At 71.4% G+C, this 15,311-nt stretch carries 19 protein-coding genes; 11 read left to right on the top strand and 8 right to left on the bottom strand.

The window, feature by feature from the left end:
• Positions 1-8 precede the first annotated feature (8 nt).
• Positions 9-1,262, bottom strand: coding sequence for an efflux RND transporter periplasmic adaptor subunit (locus ASG32_RS17435; protein ID WP_056528557.1), 1,254 nt, complete (start codon positions 1,260-1,262; stop codon positions 9-11).
• A 255-nt stretch (positions 1,263-1,517) separates the two neighbouring features.
• Here ASG32_RS17435 and ASG32_RS17430 point away from each other — a divergent pair, with 255 nt between their 5' ends.
• Both ASG32_RS17430 and ASG32_RS17425 read left to right on the top strand, forming a co-directional pair.
• On the top strand, positions 1,518-1,745 hold the full coding sequence (locus ASG32_RS17430; protein ID WP_056528555.1) for a hypothetical protein: 228 nt from the start codon (positions 1,518-1,520) through the stop codon (positions 1,743-1,745).
• 447 nt (positions 1,746-2,192) lie between these two features.
• Positions 2,193-2,372 (top strand): hypothetical protein, encoded by a 180-nt coding sequence (locus ASG32_RS17425; protein ID WP_056528551.1) that lies wholly within the window; start codon positions 2,193-2,195, stop codon positions 2,370-2,372.
• Here ASG32_RS17425 and ASG32_RS17420 read toward each other — a convergent pair whose 3' ends face one another.
• The 3 genes from ASG32_RS17420 to ASG32_RS35825 are packed head-to-tail and all read right to left on the bottom strand — an operon-like array spanning position 2,373 to position 4,442.
• The gene (locus ASG32_RS17420; protein WP_026604754.1) at positions 2,373-2,585 is read right to left on the bottom strand and encodes a hypothetical protein; all 213 of its coding nucleotides are present in this window, start codon (positions 2,583-2,585) and stop codon (positions 2,373-2,375) included.
• Positions 2,578-3,192, bottom strand: coding sequence for a cysteine hydrolase (locus tag ASG32_RS17415; protein ID WP_020091947.1), 615 nt, complete (start codon positions 3,190-3,192; stop codon positions 2,578-2,580). Before ASG32_RS17415 ends, ASG32_RS17420 begins: the two co-directional genes overlap by 8 nt.
• Positions 3,189-4,442, bottom strand: a complete 1,254-nt coding sequence (locus tag ASG32_RS35825; protein ID WP_082557924.1) for a GNAT family N-acetyltransferase — start codon at positions 4,440-4,442, stop codon at positions 3,189-3,191. Before ASG32_RS35825 ends, ASG32_RS17415 begins: the two co-directional genes overlap by 4 nt.
• Positions 4,443-4,539: 97 nt before the next feature.
• Here ASG32_RS35825 and ASG32_RS17405 point away from each other — a divergent pair, with 97 nt between their 5' ends.
• From ASG32_RS17405 to ureG, 7 genes are all read left to right on the top strand, one after another.
• The gene (locus ASG32_RS17405) at positions 4,540-5,553 is read left to right on the top strand and encodes a LysR family transcriptional regulator (protein WP_056528549.1); all 1,014 of its coding nucleotides are present in this window, start codon (positions 4,540-4,542) and stop codon (positions 5,551-5,553) included.
• Between the two features lie 123 nt (positions 5,554-5,676).
• The gene (locus tag ASG32_RS17400; protein WP_056528547.1) at positions 5,677-6,297 is read left to right on the top strand and encodes an urease subunit gamma; all 621 of its coding nucleotides are present in this window, start codon (positions 5,677-5,679) and stop codon (positions 6,295-6,297) included.
• A 2-nt stretch (positions 6,298-6,299) separates the two neighbouring features.
• Positions 6,300-8,027: an urease subunit alpha gene (gene ureC / locus ASG32_RS17395; RefSeq protein ID WP_056528543.1), complete on the top strand. Its 1,728-nt coding sequence runs from the start codon at positions 6,300-6,302 to the stop codon at positions 8,025-8,027.
• Between the two features lie 32 nt (positions 8,028-8,059).
• Positions 8,060-8,539: a DUF29 domain-containing protein gene (locus ASG32_RS17390; protein WP_056528540.1), complete on the top strand. Its 480-nt coding sequence runs from the start codon at positions 8,060-8,062 to the stop codon at positions 8,537-8,539.
• Positions 8,540-8,572: 33 nt separating this feature from the next.
• A complete protein-coding gene (locus ASG32_RS17385; protein WP_056528538.1) occupies positions 8,573-9,073 on the top strand; it encodes an urease accessory protein UreE in 501 nt (166 codons plus the stop codon).
• Positions 9,039-9,749 carry an urease accessory UreF family protein gene (locus tag ASG32_RS17380; protein WP_056528536.1) on the top strand — a complete coding sequence of 237 codons (711 nt, stop codon included), beginning with the start codon at positions 9,039-9,041 and terminating at the stop codon, positions 9,747-9,749. Before ASG32_RS17385 ends, ASG32_RS17380 begins: the two co-directional genes overlap by 35 nt.
• 9 nt (positions 9,750-9,758) lie before the next feature.
• Positions 9,759-10,376 (top strand): urease accessory protein UreG, encoded by a 618-nt coding sequence (gene ureG / locus ASG32_RS17375; RefSeq protein ID WP_020091939.1) that lies wholly within the window; start codon positions 9,759-9,761, stop codon positions 10,374-10,376.
• Positions 10,377-10,415: 39 nt separating this feature from the next.
• Here ureG and ASG32_RS17370 read toward each other — a convergent pair whose 3' ends face one another.
• Positions 10,416-10,646: a hypothetical protein gene (locus ASG32_RS17370; RefSeq protein WP_056528533.1), complete on the bottom strand. Its 231-nt coding sequence runs from the start codon at positions 10,644-10,646 to the stop codon at positions 10,416-10,418.
• Between the two features lie 198 nt (positions 10,647-10,844).
• Between ASG32_RS17370 and ASG32_RS17365 the strand changes: the two genes are divergently transcribed.
• Complete coding sequence (locus tag ASG32_RS17365; RefSeq protein WP_056528530.1) at positions 10,845-11,048, top strand: DUF3311 domain-containing protein; 204 nt, start codon at positions 10,845-10,847, stop codon at positions 11,046-11,048.
• Positions 11,045-12,505 (top strand): sodium:solute symporter, encoded by a 1,461-nt coding sequence (locus ASG32_RS17360; RefSeq protein WP_056528525.1) that lies wholly within the window; start codon positions 11,045-11,047, stop codon positions 12,503-12,505. Before ASG32_RS17365 ends, ASG32_RS17360 begins: the two co-directional genes overlap by 4 nt.
• Before the next feature lie 6 nt (positions 12,506-12,511).
• On the opposite strand, the gene ASG32_RS17355 is transcribed toward ASG32_RS17360, so the two are convergent.
• From ASG32_RS17355 to ASG32_RS17345, 3 genes are read right to left on the bottom strand one after another with little or no spacing between them, the layout of a single operon-like run.
• Positions 12,512-13,285: an ABC transporter permease subunit gene (locus ASG32_RS17355; RefSeq protein WP_056528522.1), complete on the bottom strand. Its 774-nt coding sequence runs from the start codon at positions 13,283-13,285 to the stop codon at positions 12,512-12,514.
• A complete protein-coding gene (locus ASG32_RS17350; protein ID WP_056528519.1) occupies positions 13,282-14,253 on the bottom strand; it encodes an ABC transporter permease subunit in 972 nt (323 codons plus the stop codon). Before ASG32_RS17350 ends, ASG32_RS17355 begins: the two co-directional genes overlap by 4 nt.
• Positions 14,250-15,308, bottom strand: coding sequence for an ABC transporter ATP-binding protein (locus tag ASG32_RS17345; protein WP_082557923.1), 1,059 nt, complete (start codon positions 15,306-15,308; stop codon positions 14,250-14,252). Before ASG32_RS17345 ends, ASG32_RS17350 begins: the two co-directional genes overlap by 4 nt.
• Between the last annotated feature and the right edge of the window lie 3 nt (positions 15,309-15,311).

Genomic DNA, 15,311 nt, shown 5'->3' with positions numbered 1-15,311 from the left:
AGCGCGCGTCACTGGACCGCCTCCGCCTGCGCGGTGTGGGCCGCGTGCGGATCGGCCACGAGGCTGCCGTCCTGCACCTTGTACTGGCCGGCGACGATCACCCGCTCGCCGGGCCGGAGGTCGCCGCTGAGAACGCGCGTCCGCCCCGAATCCGAGCGGCCCGCCTTCAGCGCGCGCTGATGCGCCCGGCTGGCATCGTCCACCACGAAGGCGAACAGCCCGTCGGGCCCGTGCTGGATCGCGTCGTCCGGCACGGTCGTGGCGACCGCGACCGTGCCGACCCGCATCTTGGTGGAGACCGACAGGCCCGGCCACAGCGCGTGGTTCCTGTTCTCGTAGACGGCCTTGAGGCGGATCGTGCCGGTCGCGGTGTCGACCTGGTTGTTGAACAGGGCGAGCTTGCCGTCGGCGAGCTTGGTCAGCCCGTCCGACGTCCAGGCCTCCACCGGCACGTCACCGGCTTTGAGGGCCGCGGTGATGGCGGGCAGCTGATCCTCCGGGGCCGTGAACACCACGAAGATCGGCTCGACCTGGGTGATCGTCACGATCGGGGTCTGGCCGGCCGCGTTGACGATGTTGCCGATATCGACCTGCCGGAAGCCCGTGACGCCGTCGATGGGCGCGCGGATCGTGGCGTAGCCGAGCTGCGTCGTGGCGTTGTCGATGGCCGCCTGGTCGGACGCCACCTGCGCGGTGAGCTGGGCGACCAGGGCCGTCTGCGTCTCGGTCTGCTGCCGAGAGGCGAAGGCGCCCAGCCCGGTGTAGCGGACGAGGTCCGCCTTCGCGTTGCCGAGGTTGGCCGTGTCCTGCTCCTTCTTGGCCTTCGCCTGATCCAGCGCCGCCTGGTAGGGCCGCGGGTCGATCTGCACGAGCACGTCGCCCTTGCGGACGGTCTGCCCCTCGCGGAACGCGACCTGCTGGATCTCGCCGTCGACGCGCGTGCGCACCTGGACGGTGTTGTACGCTTGGACGGTGCCGAGGCCGTTCGACACGAGGGCGAACGGCCCCTGCTCGACCGTGCCGAGGGTGACGGGCACCGGCAGCGGGGCCGCCGCCCGGGACTTCACCGCGGGCTGATTCAGGCGCGTGTAGCCGTAGGCGCCGCCGCCCGCGACGGCGAGCAGCAGGAGGATCAGGCCGGCCGCGCCCGAGCGCTTCTTCGCCGGTTTGGTCGCGGCGCGACGCGCGTCGCCGTGGCTCCGGTCCGTGACCGTCTCGTCCGCGCGAGACCCGTCGCGGTCGTGCACGTCCTCACTCAGCATGCGCCGCTATCCGCCCGTTGATCCGACCGCTTCGCGGACCGGGATAATTTTGCATTCAATAGCATACAATGGCCGCGCCGGACATCGCGGCGCTCCCCGGATCGCGGCAATGTTCCGTGAGCGGAAAGCGTGCTACCGCCGCCGAGAGTGGGCCGCGCCGCGGCGCCGGACGCTCCGCGCGGACGACAGGCGCCCGGCGTGCCCGCGCGGGATGGCCGCCGACGCCGCGCCGAGGATGTGAGACCGGGACGCCGCATGGCCTCGACCCTGGAACTGGACGGCCTGAACGAACTGCGCGACGCGCTGATCGAGGAGCGGCAGATCATCGTCGCGTCGGTGCGCAAGCTGCGCGACGCGCGGCGGCAGAAGGGCACCTTCGTGCTGGGCGACGGCGCGGATGCCGGGCCGCGGCTGGTCGCCGTGCAGGAGCAGATCGTCGTGGTCGAATCCATCATCGCCGCGCTGACGCGATCCCGGGCCTGAGGTGCTCGCGGTCCGATCGGACGCACCCGTGCGGCGCCCGGGCCCTGGCCGATACCGGTCGGGATTGTCACAGTTCGGTGTCCGAGATGTTTCTGAGGCTCGCGGCGTGCGCGGTCCCGGGCGGACACTGTTCGAGGCGACGGGCTGCGTGGCCGGTCGCGTATTCATCGACTATCGTCAATAAATTATTGAATTCATGTCCCGGCGGGCGCCGAAACAGCGGCTCCGGATGCAATTCGGTCGAGCCGGATCATCGCCCCGGTCGATCGACCGCCGTCAGCCTCCCCATCCTCGCCGATCTACGATCCGGTGTTCGATTTGCCGGCGATGGATTGCGCCGCGCGTGACGATCCCGTCGGCTTGTACAGGATCTGCTCAACTTTCGGGCTGGACGATCGCGATCTTGTCCTGTTAGCGGACCGCACCTCAAGGCGCGGAACCTCGAACATGGACGCCTTCGATCACGCCAATATCGCGCGCGATGCCGACGAAACCGTCGATTCGCCTCTCGAGGATGAGCTCGTCGTGCTCTGGCGGGCGCTCGCCGCGGACCGGCGCGCCCAGGACGAGCGGACCGCGCGCCTGCGCGTGATGCGCCTCATCGGCGGCGAGGACGGCGCCGACTGATCACGCGGTCTCCGGCGCGCCGCCCGGCAGCCGGCTCGCCAGCACGAAGCCGACCGCCATCGCCATGGCCTCGGCCTGCGCGATCAGCGTCGGCTCGCCGGCCTCGCGCGCCGCCTGCAGCAGCTCGATCGCGTGCCGGCCGAGGCGCAGGTCCACATCGTCGCCGGCCGGGACCCCCTCCGGAATCCCGTGATTCTGGCTTCGGTCAGTCATTGGCGTGCGTGGGTCTCGAAGCTGTGGGCAGGGGCCTGAAAGGCGCCGAGGCCGCGATCCAGGATTGCGTGTCGGTGACGTCGCCGAACACCCGCATCACCGCGCTCACCGACCGGTGGATCTCGTCGGCGGAGATCCCGTCGAGGTCGTGGCTCGCGGAGGCGTCGGACAGGAAGGTCACGTCCTGGCCGCGGTGGAAGCCGTCGACCGCCGTCGCGAGGCAGGACGACTCGCCGGCGAAGCCCGCGATGACGAGCGGCGGCGATCCCCGCTCCATCGCGTCCGCGAAGGCGGGGCTGGCGTAGCAGGACGGGCGGTCCCGGTCGAAGATCATGTCGCAGCCGTGCGGCTCGAACCCCTCGATCCAGCGGACGAAGCGGCTGCCCGCCTGGAACAGCGGCGCGCCGATCCAGCGGACGTAGACGACCTGCATGCCGCTCGCGCGGGCATGCGCGAGGGCGCGCCGGCAGTTGGACAGCGCGGGCTCGATCCCCGCCAGGGCGAGCGGGCGGCCCGCGATCTCGTATTCCTGCTGCATGTCCACCAGCACCAGGGCGGGGACGCTGCGCGGCCGGCGATACAGCGCCGGGTTGATCGGCCGGTTCATCGCGCGGCCACCGCCCGGTCGACGGACGGGCGGGTCACGGCGCGGCTCCGCGAGCGGTCGAGGGCGCCCGCCCGGTGCCAGCGCCCCTCCGGCCGGATGATGACGTAGGGGTCGGCGCCGAGGCCGATCGCCTGCGGGTGTGGCTCCGCCTCCATCAGCATCTCGACGTAGTCGAAATCCGAGAAGACCAGCTCCTGCGCGCCCTCGAAGACGCGGAAGCCGAAGCGGCTCCAGAAGCCGACGAGGCGCTTCTGGGCGTGGCCGTAGAGCCGCCGGTAGCCCTTGACCCGGGCCAGCTCGATCCCGGCGCGGACCAGCGCGAAGGACAGGCGCGTGTTGCGGAACTCGGCCCGGACCGCGAGGCGCTCGATCTTGGCGAAATCCGCGAAGAACCGGATTCGCAGGCAGCCCGCCGGCTCGTCGCCGAGGTAGCTGATCAGGTGCGTCGCCGAGAGGTCGTTGCCGTCGAACTCCTCCTCGTACGGGCAGGCCTGCTCCGCCATGTAGACGGCGGCGCGCAGGGCGATCACGCGGGACAGGTCCTCCATGTTCCGCGCGACCGCGACGCTGATGCCGGTCCCGCCGGACCGGTGGGTGTCGTACGGGGGCGCCGGCTCCGCCTTCGGCGCGCGGGCGAAATGGTACAGGGCACCGCGGGCGGAGGTCTGCGCCGTGAAGCCGAGGGTGGTCAGGAGGTCGGCGCCCTCGGGCGTGGCCGCGCGGGCGTAGAAGTCGACGCCCCGGTAGGTCGGGCTCGACAGACGGTCGAAGACGAGACCGACGCCGCCGGAGAGGCGCCGCCGCGCGTAGACGGCCCAGACGTAGATCCCGGCCGGACGTTCGTGCTGGCCGGCCAGCATCGCGGCGGGCGGATCGGACGCGTCGAGCGTCCCGGCCTTGAGCGCCGCCAGGCCGTCGGCGTTCAGCATCAGGCAGGCCACGAACCCCTCGCCCCGCGGATCCGCGGCGTCGAACCGGTGGCGCTGGGCGATCGCCAGGACGCTGTCGGGATTGAGCGACATCACCCGCTGGACGGTGCGCAGGGGCGCGAGATCGGGCAGATCCGCGCGCGCCGCCGCGATCAGCCGCGCCAGATCGTCCGGGGTCGGCGTGAAGATGACGAGGTGCCGGGCAATTCGGCCGACCTCGAGCGCATTCAGCGCGTGCCGCGGCTCGGGAGAGACTAGCGCTGTACCGAGTTGATCGGCGTCCTTGGCCACGAACTGCGCGCGAGCAATGTGCACCGTCATCGGATGACCTGTCATTCGGGTACGGATTGACGGTTAAGCACTTCGCATCTAGCGCTCTGGCTGTATGTGCAAAATTTGAAACAGGGGTGTTCCGTCGATGGAACAGGCGGAGGCGATCCGGGACCCGATGCCCGACTGGCAGAGCATCCGGGTCTTCCTGGCGCTCCAGCGGTCCGGCAGCTTCCGCTCGGCGGCGACGAAGCTCGGCCTGTCGGTGAACTCGGTGCGGCGCCGGATCGACGATCTCGAGGCGCTGATCGGCGCGCCGCTGCTGACCCGCCACGTCGACGGCATCCGCCTCACCGCCGAGGGCCACGCGATCCTCGAGGCCGCCGGCCGCATGGAGGCGGCGGCGTTCAGCCTGGTGCGCACCGGCGAGGGCGCGCCCTTCGCGGAGACCGGCGAGGTGCGGATCGCCGTGACGGAGGGGCTGGGCGCCTTCTGGCTCGCGCCGCGGCTCGTCGAGTTCCAGCGCGCCAACCCGCGCCTGACCGTCGACCTCCGCTGCGCGATGGAATCCGCCGACGTCCTGCGGCTGGAGGCCGACGTCGCGATCCAGCTGACGCGGCCGACCAGCCCGGACCTGCGCATCGTCAAGCTCGGCCGGATCCACATGGTGCCCTACGCCGCGCGGAGCTACGAGGAGACCTACGGGCTCCCGGCGCGCCCCGAGGACCTGGAGCGCCACCGGATCGTGGTGCAGGACGGCGGCCAGACCGTCGCCCTGGAGGATTACGTGCGCACGGTGCCGGGCTTCCCCGCGAAGGTCCCGATCACCCTGAAGATCAACGTCAGCAGCGCCTATTACTGGGCGATCGCCAAGGGGGCCGGGATCGGCCTGCTCCCGACCTATGCCAGCGCGATCGGCGCCCAGGTCGTCCCAGTGGACAATCTCGGCCGCTTCAGCGTCGACATCTGGCTGACCTATCACCCGGACGCCGAGCGGATCACCCGCGTGCGGCGGACGATCGACTGGCTCCGGGCCTCCTTCGATCCGAAGCGCTATCCCTGGTTCCGGGACGAGTTCATCCACCCCCGCGACCTGCCGGGTGCCGTGAAGGGCGCCCCCCTGCCCGACCTGTTCGCCGGCTTCATCGCCATGACGCCGTGACGCCTCCGTGGTTCCGGCGGGCCGCGACGGCCGCTGGTCCGGGTCCTGCAACGGCCGACGCCCGCCCTTGACCGCGCCGCGCGCATGATCCTTGCTCCGGCCGCCGCGACGACGAGGTTGCCCGTGCTGCTGACGCCCCGTGAGAAGGACAAGTTGCTCATCGCCATGGCGGCGCAGGTGGCGCGCAACCGCCTCGCCCGCGGCGTGAAGCTCAACCATCCGGAATCGGTGGCGTTGATCACCGACTTTGTGGTCGAGGGCGCGCGGGACGGCCGCACCGTGGCCGACCTGATGCAGGCCGGCGCCACCGTGCTGACCGCCGATCAGGTCATGGAGGGCGTGCCCGAGATGATCCACGACATCCAGGTGGAGGCGACCTTCCCGGACGGCACCAAGCTCGTCACCGTGCATCACCCGATCCGGGGCGCGGCCTCGTCCGACATCCCCGGTGCGGTGACGACGCTGCCCGGCGAGATCGTGTTCAACCCCGGCGCCGAGCGGACCGTGGTCGAGGTCGCCAATGTCGGGGACCGGCCGATCCAGGTCGGCTCGCACTATCACTTCTTCGAGGTCAATCCGGGCCTCGTGTTCCCGCGGGAGCAGGCCCGGGGCAAGCGCCTCGACATCGCGCCGGGCACCGCCGTGCGGTTCGAGCCGGGATCGACGCGGGAAGTGGCGCTGGTGCCGCTCTCCGGCGGGCGCACCGTCTACGGGTTCCGCGGCGACGTGATGGGCAAGCTCTGACCATGGCCAACACGCCCAAGCCCGCCAGCCTGCCGCGCTCGGCCTACGCCGACATGTTCGGCCCGACCGTCGGCGACCGCATCAGGCTAGCGGACACGAGCCTGGAGATCACGGTCGAGCGCGACTTCACCACCTACGGCGAGGAGGTGAAGTTCGGCGGCGGCAAGGTCATCCGCGACGGCATGGGCCAGAGCCAGGCCACCAACGCCGACGGCGCCGTCGACACGGTGATCACCAACGCGGTGGTCCTCGACCACTGGGGCATCGTGAAGTGCGATGTCGGCATCGTGCGCGGCCGGATCTTCCGGCTCGGCAAGGCCGGCAACCCGGACGTGCAGCCCGGGGTCGACATCGTGGTCGGGCCTGGCACCGAGGTCATCGCCGGCGAGGGCAAGATCCTGACGGCGGGCGGCTTCGACAGCCACATCCACTTCATCTGCCCGCAGCAGATCGAGGAGGCGCTCTGCTCGGGCGTCACCACGATGCTCGGCGGCGGCACCGGCCCGGCGCACGGAACCTTCGCCACCACCTGCACGCCGGGCCCCTGGCACATCGCCCGGATGATCGAGGCGGCAGATTCCTTCCCGATGAACCTCGCCTTCGCCGGGAAGGGCAACGCGTCCCGTCCGGAGAGCCTCGTCGAGATGGTGCGGGCGGGTGCCTGCGCGCTGAAGCTGCACGAGGACTGGGGCACCACGCCCGCGGCGATCGATACCTGCCTGTCGGTGGCGGACGCCCACGACATCCAGGTCATGATCCACACCGACACGCTCAACGAATCGGGCTTCGTCGAGGACACGATCGCGGCGTTCAAGGGCCGGACCATCCACGCCTTCCACACTGAGGGCGCGGGCGGCGGCCACGCGCCGGACATCATCAAGGTGGCCGGGCTGCCGAACGTGCTCCCGTCGTCCACCAATCCGACGCGGCCCTACACGTGGAACACGATCGACGAGCATCTCGACATGCTCATGGTGTGCCACCACCTCGACCCGTCGATTCCCGAGGATCTCGCCTTCGCGGAGAGCCGGATCCGGCGCGAGACCATCGCGGCCGAGGACATCCTGCACGACATTGGCGCGCTCTCGATGATGTCCTCCGACAGCCAGGCGATGGGCCGGGTCGGCGAGGTCATCATCCGCACGTGGCAGACCGCCGACAAGATGAAGCGCCAGCGGGGCGCCCTGCCGGGCGACGCGTCCGGCACCGACAACCTGCGGGCGCGCCGCTACGTCGCCAAGTACACGATCAACCCGGCCATCGCGCACGGCATCTCCCGGCATATCGGCTCGGTCGAGGCCGGCAAGCTCGCCGACCTCGTGCTGTGGAGTCCGGCCTTCTTCGGCGTGAAGCCCGACCTCGTGCTGAAGGGCGGCAGCATCGCGGCCGCGCCCATGGGCGACCCGAACGCCTCGATCCCGACGCCGCAGCCGGTCCATTACCGGCCGATGTTCGGCGCCTACGGACGGGTGCCCTTCGCCACCGCCCTCACCTTCGTCTCCCGGGCGGCGGTCGAGGATGGCCTGCGCGAGCGGCTGGGCGTGCAGAAGGAGCTGGTCGCCGTTGAGAACGTCCGCGGCGGCATCTCGAAGAAGAGCATGGTGCTGAACGACGCCACGCCGGTCATCGAGGTCGATCCGGAGACCTACGACGTGCGCGCCGACGGCGAGCTGCTGGTCTGCGAGCCGGCCGAGGTGCTGCCGATGGCGCAGCGCTACTTCCTGTTCTGAGGTAGGATGGGCTCGGTGGCAGGAGAGCCGCGATGACGAAGACCGCCCAGTTTCCGGCGAGGGACGACCTCTACACGACCGATCTCTGCCTCTGGACCGAGGAGCAGGCGGCCCTGCTCCGGGCCGGGCGCTGGCCCGATCTGGACCGCGCCAACGTCGCCGAGGAGATCGAGAGCTTGGGCGGATCCCAGAAAGCCGAGATCCGGAGCCGTCTCGCCATCCTGCTTCTGCACCTGCTGAAGTGGGAATTCCAGCCGGAGAAGCGGAAGTACGGCTGGCGCGCGACCATCCTCGAGCAGCGCATCCGGATCGATGACCTGATCGACGTGAGCCCCAGCCTCCAGTCCTGGCCGGGCGCGGTGCTCGCGAAGGCCTATTCCGTCGCTGTCCTCGGGGCCGCGAGCGAGACGGGCTTGCCCGGATCCGTCTTTCCGAAATCCTGTCCCTACGTGATCGAGCAGATCCGTGAGCTCGGCTTCTATCCGGGCACGCCGGAGACGGACGTTGTCTGACCGCGCCCGAGAACCCCACCCGAACCGTCGACCATGATCCGCGCCACCCGCATCCTCCGCCGCGACGCCCTGTCGGGTGGCGAGATCGTCGACCGCGTCGTCCTCGATCACGGCGACCGCCACCGCCGCCGCGTCGCCATGCGCGGCGCCGGGGGGCTGGGCTTCCTGCTGGATCTCTCGGAGCCGACCGTGCTGGAGGACGGCGACGCCCTCGTCCTCCAGGACGGGCGCCTCGTCTGGGTCGAGGCCGCGCCGGAGCGCCTGCTCGAGATCCGGGCTCCCAGCGATCACGCCCTCAAGCGCCTGATCTGGCACATCGGCAACCGGCACATCGCCGCCGAGATCGGCCCGGACGCGGTCTGGATCGCGCACGACCACGTCCTCGCCGAGATGGTCCGGGGCCTCGGCGGCACCGCCGAGCCGGTGGTGCGCCCGTTCCGGCCCGAGGGCGGCGCCTATTCCGGGGATCATGGCCACGGTCACGGGCACGACCACCCGCATGGCGGCCACCAGCACCACCATGCCGCGGGCTGAGGCCGTGGAGGCGTTGCGCCTGATGGCGTGGCTGTCGCCCGGCTACCCGGTCGGGGCCTACGCCTACTCGCACGGGCTCGAATGGGCGGTCGAGGCGGGCGACGTCCGCGACGAGGCGAGCCTGACCGCGTGGCTCCGGGACGTCTGCGACCGCGGCGCCCTGCGCAACGACCTGATCCTGGCCGCCCACGCCCACGCGGCGGCGCTGTCCGCGGACGGCGCCGCGCTGGTCGCCGTCAACGACCTCGCCCTGGCCCTGGCGCCGTCGCGGGAGCTGCACCTGGAGACGAGCCAGCAGGGCCGCAGCTTCCTCGACGCGACGCGCGGCGCGTGGCCCTGCGACGCCCTCGACGCCCTGGCCGGCAATCTGCCGGGGCCGGTCGCCTACCCGGTCGCCGTCGGCCTCGCGGCCGGCGCGCACGGCATGAATCCGGGGGCCGTGCTCGCCGCCTACGGCCTCGCCTTCCTGCAGAACCTCGTCTCCGCGGCCCTCCGGGCGGCGCCCGTGGGTCAGGCCGCCGGCACGCGGGTCGTGGCAGCCCTCGCGCCGCGCCTCGCCGGGCTCGCCGAGGCGGCCGCCGCGGCGGATCTCGACGCCCTCGGTGCCGCCACTTTCCGCCTGGATCTCGGCTCCTTCCGCCATGAGACCCAGTATTCCCGCATCTTCCGATCCTGAGCCCGTAGCATGACCTCCACGAACGGCCCCCTCCGCGTCGGCATCGGCGGACCTGTCGGTTCCGGCAAGACCGCCCTGATGGAGCAGCTCTGCAAGCGCTTCCGCGACCGCTACGAGATCTGCGCCATCACCAACGACATCTACACGAAGGAGGACGCGCGGATCCTCACCGTCGCGGGCGCCCTGCCGGAGGAGCGCATCCTCGGCGTCGAGACCGGGGGATGCCCGCACACGGCGATCCGGGAGGATGCCTCGATCAATCTCGCCGCCGTCGCCGAGATGAGCCGGCGCTTCCCGAAGCTCGACCTCGTGCTGATCGAGTCCGGCGGCGACAACCTCGCGGCGACGTTCTCGCCGGAACTCGCCGACATCACGCTCTACGTGATCGACGTCGCCGGCGGCGAGAAGATCCCCCGCAAGGGCGGTCCGGGCATCACCCGGTCCGACCTGCTGATCGTCAACAAGACGGATCTCGCGCCGCTCGTCGGCGCCGACCTGTCGGTGATGGAATCCGACACGCAGCGGATGCGCGGCACCCGGCCGTACGTGTTCGCGTCCCTGCGCGAGGGCGCGGGCGCGGACGCGGTGGCGCGTTTCGTGGAGGAGGCGGGCGGCCTGGGCCGCTGAGTCGACGCGCCGGTCCGGGCGGCCGGCGGGTCACGTTTCCTAGCGGCCGGCCTCGGCCGAGCGCGCGCGGACCGACGACCTGCTCGGGGTACCCATGAGCGCGTCCAGGCGGCTCATCCGCGCATTGAAATCGTTCAGGACGGTCTGGCGCGCCTTGATCGCGGCGCTGGGCTGCGCCTTGGCGGGGGTGTGCCGCGGGCGGGCCTCCGCCTGGACCGCCGGAACGGCGAGGAGCGCGGCCAGCGCCGCGATGGTCAGAGTGCGGGTCATCGTGAAATCCTTCGGCGGCCGCCGTGTCGGACGGCGCGACGCTGGGCTGAGGATATGCGCGCCCGGAGCGCGGCCGCGTGCGCGAGCGCACAGCACGCAGACGTGATCGGGATGAGCGCCGTTGGGCAATCGCGGCGTTGACAGCGGTCCGTGACTGATTCAACCCGCGATATCGGGGCCTTCTGAACGGTATCGCGCATGCGAAATCTGCGGTGGCTGGCCGCCCTTCCCTTCCTCGGTATCCTGGTCGGCCCGTTCTTCCTGAACCGGGTCGAGCCCTTCGTGTTCGGCTTGCCGCTGCTCCTCGCCTGGCTGGTGTTCTGCGTGATCGGAACCTCGGCCGTGATGGGGGTGATCTACCTGACCGACCCCCAGAACCGCGCGCCGGAGGATCCCCGATGAGCATCGCGCTCGTTATCGTGGCCGCCGGCTTCGCGCTGGCGATCGGGCTCGGCCTCTACGCGCGGGTCGGCCGCGAGATGGGGCTGGAGCAGTGGACCGTCGGCGGCCGCGGCTTCGGCACCGCCCTGGTCTTCCTGCTGATGGCCGGGGAGATCTACACGACCTTCACGTTCCTCGGCGGCTCCGGCATCGCCTACGGCAAGGGCGGCCCCGCCTACTACATCCTCTGCTACCTGACGCTCGCCTACGTCACCTCGTACTGGCTGCTGCCCCCGGTCTGGCGCTACGCCAAGCTGCACAACCTCTACACGCAGCCCGACTTCTTCGCGCGCAAGTACGGCAGCCGCGCGCTCGGCATGCTGGTGGCGCTCGTGGGGATCGTCGCCCTCGTCCCCTACCTCGTGCTGCAGTTCAAGGGCCTCGGGATCATCGTCTCGACGGCGTCCTACGGCGCGATCTCGTCGACGACCGCGGTCTGGATCGGCGCGGCCGCGCTCACCGCCTACGTCGTGGTGTCGGGCGTGCACGGCTCCGCCTGGACGGCCGTGATCAAGGACACCAGCATCCTGCTCGTGGTGGTCTTCCTCGGGATCTACCTGCCGGTCCACTATTACGGCGGCTACGAGGGCCTGTTCACGGCGATCGAGGCGGCGAAGCCCGGCTTCCTGGCCCTGCCCGACCGCGGCCAGAGCCCGACCTGGTTCACCACCACGGTCCTGCTGACCGCGCTCGGCGGCTACATGTGGCCCCACACCTTCGCGTCGCTCTACACGGCGCGGGAGCCCGGTGCCTTCCGCCGCAACGCCGTGATCCTGCCGATCTACCAGCTGATCAACCTGTTCGTGTTCGTGATCGGCTTCACCGCCGTGATGCAGGTGCCGGGCCTCACGGGGCCCGACGTCGACCTCTCGCTGTTCAAGCTCGCCCTCGCGACCTTCCCGCCCTGGGTCATCGGGCTGATCGGCGCCACGGGGGTGCTGACCGCCCTCGTCCCGGGCTCCATGATCCTGATCGCCGGCGTCACGCTGGTCGCGAACAACCTCGTCCGGCCGCTGCGCCCCGGCATGGACGACGCCGCGACCGCGCGGCTGTGCAAGATCCTCGTTCCGGTGCTGGCGCTGGTCTGCGTCGGCTTCACCCTGTCGGGCGGCGACACGATCGTGCAGCTCCTGCTCATGGGCTACAACTTCGTGACGCAGCTCTTCCCCTGCTTCATCACCAGCCTGATGCGCCGCAATCCCCTCGACCGCCGCGCCGCCATCGCCGGCATCGTGGCGGGCGTGGCCACCGTGGCGGCGACCGTCCTCTCCGGGTTCAGCCTGGCGAAGCTGCCGGTCCTGGGACCGCTCCAGGACGTGAATGTCGGCATCGTGGCGCTGGTGGTGAACGTCGTCGTGACGGTCGCCGTGGCGCAGACGGTGCGCGGGGGCGCGACCGCCGCGCAGGCCGCGGAGTGACGCCGCTTAGCCCTGTCCGCGGCGGGCGGTCAGCCAGGACGCCAGCAGCACCGCGACGCTCACCAGCCCGACGAGGAGGGTCGAGGCCGCGTTGATCTCCGGATTCACGCCGAGGCGGACCTGGCTGTAGAGCCGCATCGGCAGGGTGGTGGAGCCCGGGCCGGAGACGAAGCTCGCGATCACCAGGTCGTCGAGCGACAGGGTGAAGGCGAGGAGCGCGCCGGCCGCGAGGGCGGGCGCGAGCAGCGGCAGCGTCACGGTCATCAGCACGCGCGCCGGCGCCGCCCCGAGATCGGCCGCGGCCTCCTCGAGGGACCGGTCGAGGCCGCGCAGGCGCGCGCCGACCACCACCGCCACGAAGCCGGTGCAGAAGGTCGTGTGCGCGATGACGATCGTCAGGAGGCCGCGGTCCAGCCCGATCCCGATGAACATGAGCAGGAGCGACAGCCCGATCATCACCTCCGGCATCACGATCGGCCCGAAGACGAGACCCGTGAACAGGGCGCGACCGCGGAAGCGCCCCTGCCGCTCCAGGGCGAGCGCGGCCAGCGTCCCCAGGATCGTGGCGAGCAGGCTCGCGAGGAAAGCGACCTTCAGGGAGACCCAGGCGGCCGACAGGAGCGGCGCGTCGGCGAGCAGGGCGCCGTACCAGCGGGTCGAGAACCCGCCCCAGACCGTCACCATCGGCGAGGCGTTGAACGAGTACACGATCAGCACCGCGATCGGCCCGTAGAGGAAGCCCAGGCCGGCCACCAGGGCGGTGCGGGTCACCCAGGTCACGGCGCCTCGCCCTCGCCCGCGCGCAGGCTGTCCCGGAACAGGACCACCGGTCCGATGACGATGGCGAGGATCAGCACGGCGACCGCCGCGGCCAGCGGCCAGTCGCGGTTCGAGAAGAACTCGCTCCAGAGCACCCGGCCGAGCATCAGCGTCTCCGACCCGCCGAGCAGGTCCGGGATCACGAATTCGCCGACCATCGGGATGAAGCAGAGCCCCGTGCCGGCCGCGATCCCGGGCAGGCTGTGCGGCACGGTCACGGTCCAGAACACCCGGCTCGGCGAGGCGCCGAGATCCGCCGCGGCCTCGCGCAGGGTCGGATCGAGGCGGTTCATCACCGCGTAGAGCGGCAGCACCATGAAGGGCAGGTAGGCGTAGACGAGACCGACGATCACCGCCGCGTCGGTGTTGAGGATCGTCAGCGGCGCGTCGATCAGGCCGAGCCGGCGCAGGGCGAGATTGAGCAGCCCCTCGGGCTTCAGGATCGCGATCCAGGCGTAGATCCGGATCAGGAAGCTCGTCCAGAACGGCACGATCACCAGCGCCACGAGGAGCGGCTGCCAGCGGGACGGCGCTTGCGCCAGGGCGTAGGCGAGCGGCGTCCCGAGGGCGACGAGGATCAGGCTGGCGACGCCCGCGTAGGTCAGGGAGCCCAGGGCGGCGTCGCGGTAGAGGGGGTCGGCGGCGAGCGTGCGGTAATTGTCGAAGTTCAGGGCCTCGAGGAAGGCCGACCAGCCGTCGAGCCCGCCGCGCCAGTCGAGCAGCGGCAGGTAGGGCGGGATCGCCGTCGCCGGCTCCGAGAGGCTGATCTTCAGGGTGATGACGAAGGGCAGCAGAAAGAACGCCGCCAGCCACAGGAAGGGCGGCAGGCGCGCCAGACGGTCGAACAGCCGGCCGCGCTTGCGGACGCGCGCGGACCCGGCCTCCGTTCGCCCGGTCGCGCGGTCGGCCTCCGCTCCGGCGGCCCTCATGCCGGCAGGATCACGGCGACGTCGGCGGGGAAGCTGGCCCGTGCGTCCGAGCCCGGCGCCGCGGCGGCCTCCGCGGGCCGCCCGCTCGCCCGCAGCGTGGCGCCGTCGGGCAGGCGCAGCGTCCGGCGCACCCGGTCGCCCAGGAACACGGCGTCGGCGACGACCACCGGCAGCCCTTCCGCGCCCAGCACCACGTCCTCGGGTCGCACCGCCACCACGACCGCGGCCCCTTCCGCGAGCGCGGCCTCCGCGACGCCCCGCACGGGACCGTGCGCGGTCTCGACCGTGCGGACCGTGTCGGCGCCTCCGGCGCCGACACGGCCGGGGATGAGGTTCACGTCGCCGAGCAGGCTGGCGACGAAGCGGCTCGCCGGGCGCCGGTAGAGATCGGCCGGCGGCCCGACCTGGATCAGGCGGCCCGCCTCCATGACGCCGATCCGGTCGGCGAGCATCATCGCCTCCTCGGGATCGTGCGTGACGACGACGAAGGCGGTGCCGAGGCGGCGCTGGACCGCGCGCAGCTCGCCCTGGGTCTCCTCGCGCAGGCCGCGGTCGAGCGCGCCGAGCGGCTCGTCGAGCAGCAGCAGCTTCGGCTCCCGGGCGAGCGCCCGGGCCAGGGCGACCCGCTGGCGCTGGCCGCCCGAGAGAGTCTCCGGTCGACGGTCGCCGAACCCGTCCAGGCGCACGAGCTTGAGCAGTTCCGACACGCGCTCCGCCGAGGCGGAACGGCCGAGGCCCTTCAGTCCGTAGCCGATATTGCCGGCCACGCTCATGTGCGGGAACAGGGCGTAGGACTGGAACATCATGTTGACCGGCCGCCGGTGGGGCGGCAGCGCGGTCAGGTCCTGCGCGCCCAGCAGGATCCGTCCCGAGGTCGGGCTCTCGAAGCCCGCGATCATGCGCAGGAGTGTGCTCTTGCCGCATCCGGACGGGCCGAGCAGGCAGAAGAACTCCCCCGCCTCGAGGTCGAGGGACACGGCGTCGACAGCCCGATGGGTGCCGAAGCGCTTGGTCAGCTCCTCCAGTCGCAGGCGCGGCGCCGGCCCCTCGGACAACGG

Source organism: Methylobacterium sp. Leaf361 (assembly GCF_001424445.1).
GTDB lineage: Bacteria > Pseudomonadota > Alphaproteobacteria > Rhizobiales > Beijerinckiaceae > Methylobacterium.
The sequence above is the reverse complement of the archived record's forward strand: the minus strand, read 5'-3'. Positions and strand labels throughout refer to the sequence as shown.

Coding starts and splice junctions, on each gene's coding strand:
- ASG32_RS17370 (WP_056528533.1), bottom strand. CDS start 10,646: ATGACCCGCACTCTGACCATCGCGGCGCTGGCCGCGCTCCTCGCCGTT.
- ASG32_RS17380 (WP_056528536.1), top strand. CDS start 9,039: ATGGCGGCCACCAGCACCACCATGCCGCGGGCTGAGGCCGTGGAGGCG.
- ASG32_RS17435 (WP_056528557.1), bottom strand. CDS start 1,262: ATGCTGAGTGAGGACGTGCACGACCGCGACGGGTCTCGCGCGGACGAG.
- ASG32_RS17390 (WP_056528540.1), top strand. CDS start 8,060: ATGACGAAGACCGCCCAGTTTCCGGCGAGGGACGACCTCTACACGACC.
- ASG32_RS17360 (WP_056528525.1), top strand. CDS start 11,045: ATGAGCATCGCGCTCGTTATCGTGGCCGCCGGCTTCGCGCTGGCGATC.
- ASG32_RS17405 (WP_056528549.1), top strand. CDS start 4,540: ATGGAACAGGCGGAGGCGATCCGGGACCCGATGCCCGACTGGCAGAGC.
- ASG32_RS17350 (WP_056528519.1), bottom strand. CDS start 14,253: ATGAGGGCCGCCGGAGCGGAGGCCGACCGCGCGACCGGGCGAACGGAG.
- ASG32_RS17420 (WP_026604754.1), bottom strand. CDS start 2,585: ATGACTGACCGAAGCCAGAATCACGGGATTCCGGAGGGGGTCCCGGCC.
- ASG32_RS17365 (WP_056528530.1), top strand. CDS start 10,845: ATGCGAAATCTGCGGTGGCTGGCCGCCCTTCCCTTCCTCGGTATCCTG.
- ASG32_RS17425 (WP_056528551.1), top strand. CDS start 2,193: ATGGACGCCTTCGATCACGCCAATATCGCGCGCGATGCCGACGAAACC.
- ureG (WP_020091939.1), top strand. CDS start 9,759: ATGACCTCCACGAACGGCCCCCTCCGCGTCGGCATCGGCGGACCTGTC.
- ASG32_RS17430 (WP_056528555.1), top strand. CDS start 1,518: ATGGCCTCGACCCTGGAACTGGACGGCCTGAACGAACTGCGCGACGCG.
- ASG32_RS35825 (WP_082557924.1), bottom strand. CDS start 4,442: ATGACGGTGCACATTGCTCGCGCGCAGTTCGTGGCCAAGGACGCCGAT.
- ASG32_RS17385 (WP_056528538.1), top strand. CDS start 8,573: ATGATCCGCGCCACCCGCATCCTCCGCCGCGACGCCCTGTCGGGTGGC.
- ureC (WP_056528543.1), top strand. CDS start 6,300: ATGGCCAACACGCCCAAGCCCGCCAGCCTGCCGCGCTCGGCCTACGCC.
- ASG32_RS17415 (WP_020091947.1), bottom strand. CDS start 3,192: ATGAACCGGCCGATCAACCCGGCGCTGTATCGCCGGCCGCGCAGCGTC.